The sequence below is a fragment of the Rhizobium anhuiense bv. trifolii genome (assembly GCF_024346605.1).
GTDB classification, from domain to species: domain Bacteria; phylum Pseudomonadota; class Alphaproteobacteria; order Rhizobiales; family Rhizobiaceae; genus Rhizobium; species Rhizobium anhuiense.
Genome location: NZ_CP098804.1, coordinates 382,144 through 394,736, shown reverse-complemented (window position 1 = coordinate 394,736; position 12,593 = coordinate 382,144). Strand labels below are relative to the sequence as shown.

Annotated in this window: 15 protein-coding genes; 6 read left to right on the top strand and 9 right to left on the bottom strand. The window is 62.5% G+C overall.

All coding sequences use genetic code 11. From position 1 onward, the window contains the following. The first annotated feature begins 15 nt into the window (after nucleotides 1-15). From NE851_RS33625 to NE851_RS33600, 6 genes are all read left to right on the top strand, one after another. Nucleotides 16-666 carry a TetR/AcrR family transcriptional regulator gene (locus tag NE851_RS33625; protein ID WP_097543381.1) on the top strand — a complete coding sequence of 217 codons (651 nt, stop codon included), beginning with the start codon at nucleotides 16-18 and terminating at the stop codon, nucleotides 664-666. A 209-nt stretch (nucleotides 667-875) separates the two neighbouring features. After that, a complete protein-coding gene (locus NE851_RS33620; RefSeq protein WP_047616909.1) occupies nucleotides 876-2,237 on the top strand; it encodes a TadE/TadG family type IV pilus assembly protein in 1,362 nt (453 codons plus the stop codon). Next, on the top strand, nucleotides 2,234-2,764 hold the full coding sequence (locus NE851_RS33615) for a TadE/TadG family type IV pilus assembly protein (protein ID WP_047616910.1): 531 nt from the start codon (nucleotides 2,234-2,236) through the stop codon (nucleotides 2,762-2,764). The genes NE851_RS33620 and NE851_RS33615 overlap by 4 nt, the downstream gene beginning before the upstream one ends. Beyond that, a complete protein-coding gene (locus tag NE851_RS33610; protein WP_063474111.1) occupies nucleotides 2,761-3,345 on the top strand; it encodes a TadE/TadG family type IV pilus assembly protein in 585 nt (194 codons plus the stop codon). The genes NE851_RS33615 and NE851_RS33610 overlap by 4 nt, the downstream gene beginning before the upstream one ends. A 57-nt stretch (nucleotides 3,346-3,402) precedes the next feature. Beyond that, nucleotides 3,403-3,975: a hypothetical protein gene (locus NE851_RS33605; protein WP_245433347.1), complete on the top strand. Its 573-nt coding sequence runs from the start codon at nucleotides 3,403-3,405 to the stop codon at nucleotides 3,973-3,975. Between the two features lie 62 nt (nucleotides 3,976-4,037). After that, nucleotides 4,038-4,181 (top strand): hypothetical protein, encoded by a 144-nt coding sequence (locus NE851_RS33600; RefSeq protein WP_164735942.1) that lies wholly within the window; start codon nucleotides 4,038-4,040, stop codon nucleotides 4,179-4,181. Here NE851_RS33600 and NE851_RS33595 read toward each other — a convergent pair. Genes NE851_RS33595 through NE851_RS33555 form a run of 9 tightly spaced genes read right to left on the bottom strand, consistent with a single transcriptional unit; the run spans nucleotide 4,156 to nucleotide 12,586 of the window. After that, nucleotides 4,156-4,911 carry an SDR family NAD(P)-dependent oxidoreductase gene (locus NE851_RS33595; RefSeq protein WP_097543379.1) on the bottom strand — a complete coding sequence of 252 codons (756 nt, stop codon included), beginning with the start codon at nucleotides 4,909-4,911 and terminating at the stop codon, nucleotides 4,156-4,158. The genes NE851_RS33600 and NE851_RS33595 overlap by 26 nt on opposite strands. Before the next feature lie 11 nt (nucleotides 4,912-4,922). Further along, nucleotides 4,923-5,687: an SDR family NAD(P)-dependent oxidoreductase gene (locus NE851_RS33590; protein ID WP_097543378.1), complete on the bottom strand. Its 765-nt coding sequence runs from the start codon at nucleotides 5,685-5,687 to the stop codon at nucleotides 4,923-4,925. Nucleotides 5,688-5,696: 9 nt separating this feature from the next. Then, nucleotides 5,697-6,731 carry a proline racemase family protein gene (locus NE851_RS33585; protein WP_097543377.1) on the bottom strand — a complete coding sequence of 345 codons (1,035 nt, stop codon included), beginning with the start codon at nucleotides 6,729-6,731 and terminating at the stop codon, nucleotides 5,697-5,699. Then, nucleotides 6,728-8,218: an aldehyde dehydrogenase family protein gene (locus NE851_RS33580; protein WP_097543425.1), complete on the bottom strand. Its 1,491-nt coding sequence runs from the start codon at nucleotides 8,216-8,218 to the stop codon at nucleotides 6,728-6,730. The genes NE851_RS33585 and NE851_RS33580 overlap by 4 nt, the downstream gene beginning before the upstream one ends. Before the next feature lie 34 nt (nucleotides 8,219-8,252). Continuing rightward, nucleotides 8,253-9,491: an NAD(P)/FAD-dependent oxidoreductase gene (locus tag NE851_RS33575; protein WP_097543376.1), complete on the bottom strand. Its 1,239-nt coding sequence runs from the start codon at nucleotides 9,489-9,491 to the stop codon at nucleotides 8,253-8,255. A gap of 54 nt (nucleotides 9,492-9,545) precedes the next feature. Beyond that, entirely contained in the window at nucleotides 9,546-10,424 is an 879-nt protein-coding gene (locus NE851_RS33570) for a dihydrodipicolinate synthase family protein (RefSeq protein WP_047616849.1), read from the bottom strand. A 29-nt stretch (nucleotides 10,425-10,453) separates the two neighbouring features. After that, nucleotides 10,454-11,119, bottom strand: a complete 666-nt coding sequence (locus NE851_RS33565) for an amino acid ABC transporter permease (protein WP_047616847.1) — start codon at nucleotides 11,117-11,119, stop codon at nucleotides 10,454-10,456. Between the two features lie 9 nt (nucleotides 11,120-11,128). Continuing rightward, the gene (locus NE851_RS33560) at nucleotides 11,129-11,791 is read right to left on the bottom strand and encodes an amino acid ABC transporter permease (protein WP_047616844.1); all 663 of its coding nucleotides are present in this window, start codon (nucleotides 11,789-11,791) and stop codon (nucleotides 11,129-11,131) included. Between the two features lie 12 nt (nucleotides 11,792-11,803). Continuing rightward, nucleotides 11,804-12,586: an amino acid ABC transporter ATP-binding protein gene (locus NE851_RS33555; protein ID WP_047616842.1), complete on the bottom strand. Its 783-nt coding sequence runs from the start codon at nucleotides 12,584-12,586 to the stop codon at nucleotides 11,804-11,806. Between the last annotated feature and the right edge of the window lie 7 nt (nucleotides 12,587-12,593).

Sequence of the window (12,593 nt, the reverse complement as noted above, 5' to 3'; positions counted from 1 at the left end):
CATGGAGTCAAGCGCATGAAATCATGGTCATCAGACCATCCGAAAGCGAAGTTGATGGCGAGCAAGCGGGCCGACATCCTCGCGGCGGCCAAAGCATCATTCCTCGATACCGGTTACGAGGGAACGAGCATGGAAAGCATCGCCAAGTCGGCAAACGTCTCGATCATGACGCTCTACCGGCATGCTGAGAGCAAGGATGACCTGTTTTCAGCCGTGATCTCCAATGCCTGCGACCCGGACGACGAGGCCGAGCGGGCGCAGATGGAGGCGCTCCTTGAAAAACCTCTGAGAGACGTCCTGCTCTGGGCCGGGATGACGGCGCAAAGCCGCCTGATGGATCCCGACACGATCGCCCTCATGCGCACCGTGATCGCCGGGACCAGCCGGTTTCCCGGTCTGGCGGAGATGGCTCATACCAGCCTCGTCGGCAATCTCGAAGGCATGGTTGCCTTCATGCTCGGGCTCAAACAGGAGACTCTCGGCATCAGCGCCGAGCGCCGAAGCGAACTCGCCGTGCAATTCATCGACCGGCTGCTTGGCACCCATATGCTCGGCGTGCTGATGGGACTTCCCGGTCCTTCGACACAACAGCAGCAGGAAAGAGCAGAAATTGCTGCCGACGCGCTGATCGCCGCGCTTGGTCAGCCCCTGTCAGCCGAACGCTGACACCCCACGGATGTGGGTCCTCTCGACGTGAAAGACGACGATATGCCATCCCGCGGATATCCATAATTCGCAAACATGTACAATCTGCGCAGCAAATAGCGCGTCGGCAGCCTGCTTCATGTCGAAAAGTGCAGGAATTAACAAAGACTTAAGCACCTTGGATACATCTCGCACATGAGTAATTTTCATGACTTATGTGATGGTGGTTTTTGCGCTCGGGTCTTTCCTGTTCATTTGCTCGGCTCTTCAAAGCCCTCCGCGGTCTCGGCAGAGATAGGAGCGGCAATGTCGCGATTGTCGTTGCCCTCACCCTGGTGCCGATGATCGTCGCGGTCGGCGCGAGCTTTGACTATATTCGCGCTTACAATGTCAGGCAGCGGATGCAGAGCGACCTTGACGCGGCCCTGATCGCCGCCGTCAAGCAGATCGACACCTCGGACAAGGACGCCCTCGAGGAAAAGGTTTCCGACTGGTTCCACGCACAAGTGGAAAACAGCTATACGCTTGGCGACATCGACATCGATACGTCAAACCACAAGATCACCGCGACGGCCAGCGGCACGGTTCCGACGACCTTGATGAAGATCGCCAATATCGACACAGTCGACGTCAGCGTGGCAAGCGCCGTCAAGGGACCAACCACGTCCTATCTCAATGTCTATATCGTCATCGACACATCCCCATCGATGCTGCTGGCGGCAACGACGTCGGGGCAGTCGACCATGTATGCCGGCATCGGATGCCAATTCGCCTGCCACACGGGCGATTCACACAAAATCGGCAACAAGACATACAGCAACAACTATGAATACAGCACGGCCAAGAACATAAAGCTGCGCGCCGATGTCGCCGGCGACGCCGTCGAAGAAGTGCTCGACATGATCGACACGTCCGACAGCAGTCATGAACGGATCAAGGTCGGATTGTATAGCCTGGGCGACACCCTGACAGAAGTTCTAAGCCCGACGCTCAGCACGGACACGGCGCGCACCCGCCTCGCGGACGCAAGTTACGGCCTCACCAGCGCGACCTCGAAGGCAGCCACCTATTTCGACGTCTCCTTGGCGACGCTCAAGCAAAAGGTCGGCGCCGGAGGGGACGGAACCTCCTCGGGTTCACCGCTCAAGCTGGTTCTCCTGTTGACGGACGGCGTCCAGTCGAAGCGCGAATGGGTGACTGACAAGGTCACATGGAGCAACAAACAGGCGATCTCCGGGGCATATTGGAACAAAGTCGCGCCGCTCAATCCGGACTGGTGCGGCTATCTGAAAGATCAATCCGACACCATGGCCGTGCTTTACACGGAATATCTGCCGATCACCACGGACTGGGGTTACAACGCCACCGTCGGCGCGACAATGGCAAGCGCCAACTGGAAGAGCACCTGGGGCGGCACCATGGATAGCGGCGTGTCGACCAGCATCACGAGGCGCGACTACATCCCCTATGCGCTTTCGGACTGCGCATCGTCCACAAGCCTGTTTATATCAGCGTCATCATCGGCCGAGATCACGGCCGGCCTGTCGGCGCTCTTTACCCAGTATCTTGCATCCGTTCGGCTGACCCAATGAGCCGCAGGAAATTCTTTGCATCGCCGCGCCGCCTGCTCGCCGATCGAGACGGCGTGGCTGCGATCGAATTTGCGATCCTGGCTCTGCCGCTCTTCATCATGATATTCGGCATTATCGAAGTGTCGCTGATGTTTTTCGTCAACTCTTCCCTGGATGCTTCGGTGCACAAGATCTCCCGGATGATCCGCACCGGCGAGGTCGCGTCCTCCAATATGACTTTGGCCGATTTCAAGGCCAAAATTTGCAGCGACATGCTTCTCTCGTTCAATTGTTCCAGCGATCTCCTGGTCAAGGTGAACGTGCTCTCCGACATCTCGTCCGCCGCCAGCGCCGACCCCATCGACGACAGCGGCAATCTCACCGTCACCGAGAGCTTTGATGTCGGCAAGGGCAGCGACTACATCCTGGTTCAGACGTTCCTGCCCTGGACGGCCGTCGTCAATTTCTTCAGCCTGTCGAGCGCCAAGCTTTCCGATGGCCGCTACCTGCTCGGCTCTGCCGTTCTGTTCCGCAACGAGCCTTTCTGACCATGAAACGGAGCCTGTCCTTTTTCCGGTGTACCCTATCCGCGATCCGCCGCCTCACGCACGACCGGTCGGCTGCCTCGGGCGTGGAATTCGCGCTCGTTCTGCCGATCCTGGTGATGCTGCTGTTCGGCACCGTCGATCTCGGCCACGCGCTCACGGTCAGCCGAAAGATCGATGAGATCGCCTCCTCCACAGGCGATATGATTTCACAGCAAAGTTCCTGGACAAAGTCCGACGTTGCCAAGCTTCTCACCGGCGCGAGCTTCATCCTACAGCCCTATGACACGACGGGGCTGACGATCACGCTTACGGTCAACGATGTCAGCAGCAGCGGCAGCGCGACCGTCAACTGGTCCGCCGCACTCAACACCACCGCGCTCAACTCAGGCACCGCGAGCGCGATCGCGATACCTTCAGAGATACAGGAAACGGACGTGCAGGTCGTGCTGACCCGGGTGCAATACACATTGACGACACCGGTCTCGGCGTTCTTTTCGAACTTTACCGGAATGAATGGCTACAGCTTCGATCACCATTTCTTCAATCGCCCGCGGGTTACCGACAAGATCACCTATAATTGAGCCGTAAGGTCTGCCGCAATCGGCTGGGAGGTCCGCCGGATTGTCAACCAATAAGCCATGACAACGGCGATTGCGGACGATATGGAAGGTCCTTCAACAAGGGGCGACATCATGGCAAGACGAGTTTTCGGCGGCATAGGGCGGCTGCCGGTTATCGTCCCGATTGCCCTGGTGGTGATTTTGTATTCGAATGGCACTGGCGGGGCAGCACCGACCGATCTTCATTGGTCCCAGGATCCAGGCACTCATTGCAAATTCGTCGCGCCAGCGTCCTTGACCAGCGGCCCCACCTTCTGGATCGGCTCCTGTATCGACGGCAAGGCGTCCGGAGAAGGGATGCTGCGTCGCCGGGATGGCGGCCAGGCCGGGCCTGCCTTCTTCGGCCGGATGAAGGAGGGGATTCCTGAGATCGGTGTCATCGATCTGGCCGAGGGATACAGAGCCGGCAGTTTCCGCGACGGCGATATCGGCGGGCAAGCTGAGCCTGAGCCGCAGAATCGGATAGATGCCTTTCGTATTGCGGCCGAGGCCGCGCGGTCGGTCAGCGCCCATTATGCCGCCGAGAACAATGCGGGATCTGCCCACATTTATGAAGAGCTTGCCAAGACACTGGAACAGCAGACGGATTGAGCATGAGCGAGAGGCTGCAACGGCGATCCTTTCTGGCGGGCCTATGGGCAGGACTGTCGGCCATGTCTAGCGCCAGCACGCCCGCGGCGGCGGCGAACCAACCGCCGCAGAGCGCCGAAGGCCACCAGGGCAGGACTGGCATCCACCCCTGGCTCGGTGTCGGCGCACTCGGCCGTCCTTTCACGCCACGGCTTGCGCGCCGGTGATTTCAACCAGCGAGCCGCACATGAAGGCCGCTTCATCCGATGCCAGGAAGGCAACGAGCGCTGCCACCTCCTCAGGCTTGCCGATGCGGCCGTAGGGGACGAGCTTGTCGAGATCGGCGATCGTCCGGCCGGCGCGCGTAACGCCGGCTTCGAGCATCGGCGTATGGATCTCGCCGGGGCAGACGGCATTGACCCGGACCTTGTCGGGCGCATAGTCGCGAGCCAGATTCTGGGTGAAGGCGGCAACCGCCGCCTTTGTCGTGTTATAGGCGATATGGTTCGGCGCGGGGTAAAGGCCCCATTGCGAGGCGGTGTTGACGATCGCGCCGCCGCCCGCCGCAATCATGTGCGGCAGGACCGCGCGGCAGAGATGGAACATCGAATCCAGGTTGACTGCGAAACTCAGCTGCCAGTCTTCATCCGAAAGCGACAGCAGGTTTCCGCGCCGGTTGATGCCGGCATTGTTGACCAGCACATCCAGCTGCCCCTTGATCGCGAAGGCTTTCTCGATCAGGTCGACGCATTCCGATTTCCGGGAGATGTCGGCCCCGATGGCGATCGCCGATCCGCCCGCCGCCTCGATGAGCGAGGCGACGTCGCCTGCAGCCTGTGCATTGGCATCGGTCACCACCACCAGGGCGCCTTCGTCGGCCAACCTCTTCGAGATGGCCGACCCTATACCGCCGCCACCGCCCGTGACCACCGCGACCTTACCCACAAATCTTTTCATATCGAACCTCCCTATCTGATGTAGCTGCCGCCGTTGACGTCGAACGTCGCGCCATTGACCGAGACCTGCGAAGGGCGCAGCAGGAAGGCTACCAGCTCGGCGATCTCCGCCGTCTCGGCCATCTCGCCGATCGGGATATCGCCGACCGCCGCATCCTTGCCATGCTTCGCCACGAAATCCTCGGCCATGTCGGTGCGCACCCATCCCGGCGCGATGGAGACGGCGACGACGCCGTCGCGCCCGAAGCTACGCGCAATCGACTTTGTGAGATTGATCAGCGCCGCCTTCGTCGCCCCGTAGGGCATGGCATCGGCCGCGTAACCGCGCTGGCCCGCCCGGCTTGCCATGTTGACGATCCGCCCTCCGCCATGTTGCCTGAAATGCACCAGAGCCTCCTTGCAGAGGTCCGCTGCCGCGAAGAAGTTCACCTGAAACTCCTTCTGCCAGGCGGCCCGCCAATCGGACGGATCGGCGTCGATCGAAATCTCGTTGCGGATACCGGCATTGTTGACGACGGCATGGATCCGCCCCGCCGCCGCGAGCGCGTCGCGCCAGAGTGCAAAGGCGCCGTCCGGACCGGAGAGATCGGCCTGGACGATCAGGCCGTCGCCACCGAGCCTGCGATGCAGGGCTTCCGCCCCTTCCCTGTCGCGCCCGTATTGGATGACAGGCCGCGCACCTTCGGCAGACAGGCGCTCGGCGATGGCTGCGCCGATGCCGCCCGACGCCCCGGTGATGAGGACCGTCTGGCCGGCCAGTGGTGTAACGTGAGACATCTTTGGCTCCTAACCGAGCAGGCCGACCTGGGGACCCCAGGTGTCGGACAGGGCAAATCCTGCTGCGAAGGGATCGTCGTCGGAGATACGCAACTGCTCCCGGCCATAGACGTAGGCCCGGCCGGTTATTCTCGGTAGAACGGCGCGGCGGCCGCCCACCTCGGTCTCGCCGATCGCCTCCGCGAGAAACTCACCGCCGATGATCGACCGGGACGTCCTGCGGTCGCCGACGGCGACCTCGCCGCGCGCATGCAGCACGGCAAGATTCGCCGAGCTGCCGGTCCCGCACGGCGAACGATCGACGCGGCCGGGCCGCAGCGTCGTGCAGGTCCGCACCGCGCCGTCGGCTTCGCATCCGCGAAACATCACATAGGCGATCTCGTCGATACCGCTGAGGACAGGATGAGCGACCGAGACCTGGCCTGATAGAAGCAACTTCAGCTCGATGCCGGCTTCCGCCAGCAGCCGCGCATTGGCAGGCGCAATATCGAAGCCGAACTGCTCGACATCCACCAGCGCATAGTAGACGCCGCCGAAGGCGACGTCGATCTTGATGCGGCCCCATTTCGGCGTGTCCACCTCCCTGTCCAGCGCTTCGGCAAAGCTCGGCACGTTGTCGAGGCTGACGGACAGGCAGCGGCCGTCGCGGCAGGCGGCGCGCGCGACGATGAGGCCGGCCGGCGTATCCAGGCGGACGATCGTCTCCGGTTCCGACATCGCCACCTGCCCGCTTTCGAGAAGTGCGGTGACCACGCAGATACAGTTGCTGCCGGACATGGCGTGGGCGCGATCGGCCTGGAGGACGATGAAGCCGGCGTCCGCATCGCTGCGTGTCGGCTCGACCAGCAGGTTGACCGACATGGCGACATTGGCGCGTGGCTCGAAGGTGACGAAGCGGCGCAGGCTGTCGTCGACCGTGTTGATGTGGTCCATTTTGTCGAGCATCGTGGCGCCGGGTATTTCAGGCGCTCCCGACATAATGACCTTGCCGATCTCGCCCTGGCAGTGGACCTGCAGCAGATCGAGGGTCCGGTTCCAGTTCATTCGGCCGCCTCCGGCTTGATGTACCAGCCCCAGGAATCCTCGCTGGCGAAGCGGGTGATCTGCTTGGTCTCGAGATAGTTGTCGAGACCCCAGCGTCCGAGTTCGCGGCCGATGCCGGATTCCTTGTAGCCGCCCCAGGGCGCCTCGGTGAATGTCGGCTGCGAGCAGTTGATCCAGACGATCCCGGCGCGGAAGGCGGCCGCGACGCGCTCAGCCCGGATGTCGTCCTTCGACATGACGGCGGCCGCCAGACCGAAGCGGGAATCATTGGCGAGTTCGACCGCCTCCGCTTCTGACTTGAACGGCCGGATGCAGACGACGGGTCCGAAGATCTCTTCCACCCAAGCGGCGCTGTCGAGCGGAACGTCGGTCAGAACGGTCGGCTGGAGGTAGTAACCCTTGTCGAATCCTTCGGGGCGGACGCCGCCGCAGGCGACGGTCGCGCCGGCCCGCCGCGCCTCCTCGATCGCCGCGACGACCTGCTCGTGCTGACGCTTGGAAACCAGCGGCCCAAGCAGCACGCCCTCGTCCAGGCCATTGCCGATCTTGATCTTGTTGGTTTCCTCGACCAGACGCGCGAGCAAACCTTCGTAGATGGTGTCCTGCACGAGGACTCTTGACGTCGCCGAGCAGACCTGACCCTGGTTCCAGAAGATGCCGAACATGATCCATTCGACGGCCTTGTCGATATCGGCGTCCTCGAAGACGACGAAGGGCGACTTGCCGCCGAGCTCCAGGCTGACGCGCTTGATATCGCGGGCGGCGGCCGCCATGATTTTCGAGCCGACCGGGCCGGAGCCGGTAAAGGCGAGTTTATCCACTTGCTTGTGATCGATGATCGCCTGGCCGGCGACCGATCCGGCGCCGGTTACGATGTTGAGGACACCTGGAGGCAACCCGGCTTGATCGGCGACATCAGCCAGTTCGAGCGCCGTCAGCGATGTCAGTTCGGCGGGCTTCAGCACCACGGTGCAGCCGGCGGCGAGTGCGGGGGCAACCTTCCATGCCGCCATCAGCAGCGGGTAGTTCCAGGGAATGATGGCGCCGGCCACGCCGATCGGTTCGCGCACCGCCTTGGAGGTGAAGCGCTGGTCGGGAAGCGCGATCGCCTCCTCGGGATTGTTGTCGAGCTGTTCGGCCAGACCCGCATAGAAATCGAAGCAGCCGGCCGCGTCGGCGATGTCCCAGTCGGCCTCCGGAAACGGCTTGCCGTTGTCAAGAACTTCGAGGCGGGCGATCTCGGCCTGACGGGCGCGGATTCCGTTGGCAATCGCGCGAAGATATCCGGCGCGCTGGGCGCCCGTCAGCTTCGGCCAGCCGCCCTTGTCGAAGGCCCGGCGAGCCGCTTTGACGGCGAGATCGACATCTTCGGCTGTTGCGGCTCCGATCGTCTGGATCACCTCCTCCGTCGCGGGGTTGGTCACCTCGCAGGCGCCGCCCTTGACCGGCTTCACCCATTTTCCGTCGATATAGAGTTCGCTTCGCATGTTCACTCCCTTTCTCCTTGCGACGGCACCGCTCTCAGAAGCGATCGACGCGATAGGGTTGCATATCCACGGGCGGCTGAACGCCGGTGATGAGGTCGGCCATCAGACGGCCGGTCGTGGCCGCATAGGTAAGGCCGAGATGTCCGTGGCCGGTTGCGTACCAGACGTTGCGGCGCTTGGCTGATGGACCCATGACCGGAACGGTGTCAGGCAGCGCCGGGCGATGCCCCATCCACTCCGTCGCCTGCCGGACCTGCAGATCCGGCAATGCCTCCTGAGCCCGCTTCACCAGGATCTTCGCGCGCCGATAATCCGGGGACGCGTCGAGGCCGGCCATCTCGACCGTGCCGCCGACGCGGATGCCGCCCGCCGTCGGCGTGACCATGAAGGCGCGCGCCGGCCAGATGATGGAATGGCGCATCGAGATACCGGGCTCCATGATCTGCGTGTGGTAGCCGCGCTCGGTTTCGAGCGGGATATGTTCGCGCAGCAGAGCGGAAAGCCGGGCGGTGAAGGCGCCGGCAGCCAGCACGACCTTCTCGGTCGTAAGACTGCGCCCGTCCGCCAGCCGGAGAGCGGAAACACCGGCCTCGCCCTGCTCTAAGCCGGCGATCTCACCACGGACGGTCCTGCCGCCGAGCGCCTCGAACCTTTCGGCAAGGGCGGTGACAAGCCTGTAGGGGTCGATGATCGACCGGTTGTCGGGAAAGAGCACCGCGTTGCCGATCTTCGTCGTCAAAAAAGGCTCGAGCTCCCGGATGGCGTTGCCGCCGAGAATTTCATACCTGAAGCCGAACCGTTCCAGGATTTCGATATGCTCGCGATCGGCCTTGAATTCGGCCTCGTCAGTATAGAGGCTGAGGCAGCCCTCGGCAGTCAGCATGTGCGTCAGGCCGGTTTCCTTCAGCAGCGCGTCCAGATCGTCGTAGACGCGGCCGCAGAGCGCGGCGCCGGCCGCCTCCAGCGCCCTCAGCTTGGAAGGACGGCTGGCGGCCAGGAACCTGAGGAACCAGGGCACCAGCTTCGGCAGGTAGCCAGGCCGGATGCGTACCGGCCCCTCCGGATCGAGCAGCCATTTCGGCATCTGCGCCCAGATGCCGGGCCGCGAGGCCGGCATGAACTCGGTGACGGCGATACTTGCCATGTTGCCGTAGGAAGCGCCGCGGCCCGGCGCGTCGCGATCGACAAGCGTCACGGAAAGGCCGCGGCGCTGGAGTTCATAGGCGATGGTGACGCCGATAATGCCGGCGCCGACGACCACGATGGATGACACGGCGAACCTCACGATTTCAGTGGTCCCTGGCGCGGCTTGGCCGCTCCAGATCTGTTACCAATTCAGGATCGGCTGCATCGCGGCCTTGAATTCGGCCTTTTCCTCCGGTGTCAGTTCGCCGAGCGGCGCGCGGCATATACCCACGGGCAAGCCCTGAAGCTCGCAGCCATACTTGATCTTCTGCACGAACTTGCCGCTTTCGAGGATGTTCATCGCCCGGTAGAGCGTTTTCATCTGCTTGCGCGCCTTATCCAGATCGCCGGATCGGAACGTGCGGTCGAGGTCACAGCAGGCCTTGGCCATGCAGTTCGACGGTCCGCAGATCCAGCTTTCGGCGCCCCAGAACATGAAGTCGAGCGCGATATCGTCAGAGCCGCTGACAAGCTGGATCTTGCCGTCATAGCGGCTGGCGATGTCGACCGCGCGCTGCAGCACGCCCGAGCTTTCCTTGATCCCGATCACGCGCGGATTATCGGCAAATTGATCCATCAGCTCGAAACTGATGTCCGAACCATCCTTGGCCGGATAGGAATAGAGGACGAGGCTCACATCGACGGCGCCGAGGACGGCCTCATAGTGCTTGATGAGCTCCGCTTGTGTCGGACGGGTATAAAATGGCGGCGCCAGCAGGACCGTGTCATAACCGATATCTCTCGCCATCGCCGTCTGCTCGATCACCTCGCGGGTGGCGGGCGCGTTGGTGCCGGCGATCAGAATTTCGCCCGGCCTGGCGAAATCCTTGACGAACTGCAGCACGTCGCGGCGCTCTTCCCTGGATTGGCTGAAATACTCTCCGGTCGAGCCGTTTGGAACCCAGCCGGTGACGCCTGCCTCGCGCAGATGCGTCAGAAGCCTTTCGAACGCCTTGAAGTCGATCCTGTTGTTCGCGTCGAAGGGAGTGATGAGCGCGGGCATGACGCCGGAAAGTTTCATGGGATTTCTCCTGTCCTGGGAAAGACTGATTAGATTGCGAGCTTCTTGAGAATGCGCCCCTCGATGAGGGAGACGGCCCGCGTGAGTGGGAAGGCGATGACGAAGTAGATGAGGGCGACGACCGTCAGCACTTCGACGGGACGGGCGGTGTTGTTGGAGATGTTCTGGCCGACGAACATCAGGTCCGCCATGCCGACGGCCGAGACCAGGGCGCTCTCCTTGAAGAGGCTGACGCAGTTCGACAACAGCGTTGGGATTGCGCGCAGCACCGCCTGCGGCAGCACGACGTTGACGACCTGGGCCCTTTTCGGAAGACCGAGGGCGACGCAGGCGTCCAGCTGCTCCCGGCCGATCGACTTGAGGCTCGCCCGAAAGGTCTCGCTGGTGATCGCCCCCATATAGAGCGTCAGCGCGATGACGCCGGACGCCAGGTTCGAGAGCTCGACGCCGAGGAGCAGCGGCAGGCAGAAGAAGATCCAGAAGAGCTGGATAAGCACCGGCGTGCCGCGGAAGAATTCGACATAGGCGCCCGAGACCGCGCGAAGCGCGAGGTTGCGCGACGTCCTCATCAGGCCGACGAGAAAGCCGAGGGTGCATCCGAGCACGATGCAGATGACCGTCAGCTTGATCGTCATCCACAGGCCGAGCAGAAGGGCGTTTTCGAAACGCAGCAGGATCGAGAAGTCGAGAGTCATCCGGGCCTCCTAGCTGACGAGGATCTGGCGGCGGCGTTCAAGCAGGCCGACGATCTGGGTTATCGGGAAGGACACGGCGAAATAAATGAGAGCGACGACGGTGAAGGTCTCGATCGGGCGATAGGTCTCGGTGGCCAGCGTCTTGCCCTGGTACATCAGGTCCTGGATCGCCACGATCGCAACCAGCGCGCTCTGCTGGAAGATGACGATGCCGTTGGTCAGAAGCACCGGGATCGAGGCGCGGAAGGCCGTCGGGAAGACGATGTGGAGCACGCGCTGCAGCGGATTGAGGCCGAGCGCGATGCCGGCGTCGAGCTGTTCGCGCGGCACCGCCTGGATGGACGCCCGGTACGCCTCGGCGTTGAACGCCATCAGATTGAGGCCGAGCGCCATGATGCCCATCGTCACCGGGTCGAGGAAGACGTCGAACAGCATCGGTACGCAATAGAATATCCAGACGATCTGGACGATGGCCGGCGTGCAGCGGAAGAATTCGACGAACAGCATGAACGGCAGCCGGACGATCCGGTAAGGGCTCATGATCAGCAAAGCGAGCGCGAAGCCGAAGACGATACCGATGACATTTGCCGCAGCCGTCAGTTCCAGCGAAACCCACAACCCCTGCAGAAGCGGCGCCAGCGAAACCGCGTTGAAGTCGAACGTGTAGTTCATGGGTGCCCCTCCCTACTGCTTGATATGGAAGACGCGGTCGATGAATTCCTTGGTGCGCTCCTCGCGCGGGGCGCCGAGCACCTGCTCGGGAGGGCCGTCCTCGACGACCACGCCACCGGCGCAGAAGATCACGCGGGAGGCGATGTTTTTGGCGAACCACATGTCATGGGTGACGATCATCATCGGCATGTCCTGGGCGGCGAGTTGCAGGATCACCTGCTCCACCTCGCTGACGAGCTCGGGGTCGAGGGCCGACGTGACTTCGTCGAAAAGCATCAGCTTCGGGTCGAGCATGAGTGCGCGGGCGATGGCGACACGCTGCTTCTGGCCGCCAGAAAGCTGGGCCGGATAGGCCTTGGACTTGGCGCCGAGCCCGAACCGCTCGAGCAGCGCCTGAGCGCGGGCCGCGGCCTTCGCCTTGGCTTCTCCACGCACTTTGCAGGGAGCGAGGATCAGGTTCTGAAGGACGTTGAGATGCGGAAACAGCGTGTAATGCTGAAAGACCATGCCGATCGACCGGCGGACATTGGTGTCGATCTGGGTCTTCCTCCCCGCACCGTCGGAAGAAATATAAGGCTTTCCATCGAAATTGACCGAACCGCTGTCGATCTGCTCCAGCCCCATCATCACTCTCAGCAGCGTGCTCTTGCCGCCGCCGCTCGGACCGATGACGACGACACGTTCGCCGGGCTTCATTTCGATGTCGATGCCTTTCAGCACCTGAATGGCTCCGTTGCCATAGCTTTTGTGGAGCGCCTGCATTTTCACGAGGGGAAGGCTGAAGGACGTGGTCATGCCAATC

Excerpts from the sequence above, each read along its gene's own strand:
- NE851_RS33585 (WP_097543377.1), bottom strand. The coding sequence starts at position 6,731 with ATGAACTGGAACCGGACCCTCGATCTGCTGCAGGTCCACTGCCAGGGC.
- NE851_RS33605 (WP_245433347.1), top strand. The coding sequence starts at position 3,403 with ATGACAACGGCGATTGCGGACGATATGGAAGGTCCTTCAACAAGGGGC.
- NE851_RS33600 (WP_164735942.1), top strand. The coding sequence starts at position 4,038 with ATGTCTAGCGCCAGCACGCCCGCGGCGGCGGCGAACCAACCGCCGCAG.
- NE851_RS33565 (WP_047616847.1), bottom strand. The coding sequence starts at position 11,119 with ATGACTCTCGACTTCTCGATCCTGCTGCGTTTCGAAAACGCCCTTCTG.
- NE851_RS33560 (WP_047616844.1), bottom strand. The coding sequence starts at position 11,791 with ATGAACTACACGTTCGACTTCAACGCGGTTTCGCTGGCGCCGCTTCTG.
- NE851_RS33615 (WP_047616910.1), top strand. The coding sequence starts at position 2,234 with ATGAGCCGCAGGAAATTCTTTGCATCGCCGCGCCGCCTGCTCGCCGAT.
- NE851_RS33590 (WP_097543378.1), bottom strand. The coding sequence starts at position 5,687 with ATGTCTCACGTTACACCACTGGCCGGCCAGACGGTCCTCATCACCGGG.
- NE851_RS33555 (WP_047616842.1), bottom strand. The coding sequence starts at position 12,586 with ATGACCACGTCCTTCAGCCTTCCCCTCGTGAAAATGCAGGCGCTCCAC.
- NE851_RS33625 (WP_097543381.1), top strand. The coding sequence starts at position 16 with ATGAAATCATGGTCATCAGACCATCCGAAAGCGAAGTTGATGGCGAGC.
- NE851_RS33595 (WP_097543379.1), bottom strand. The coding sequence starts at position 4,911 with ATGAAAAGATTTGTGGGTAAGGTCGCGGTGGTCACGGGCGGTGGCGGC.
- NE851_RS33580 (WP_097543425.1), bottom strand. The coding sequence starts at position 8,218 with ATGCGAAGCGAACTCTATATCGACGGAAAATGGGTGAAGCCGGTCAAG.
- NE851_RS33570 (WP_047616849.1), bottom strand. The coding sequence starts at position 10,424 with ATGAAACTTTCCGGCGTCATGCCCGCGCTCATCACTCCCTTCGACGCG.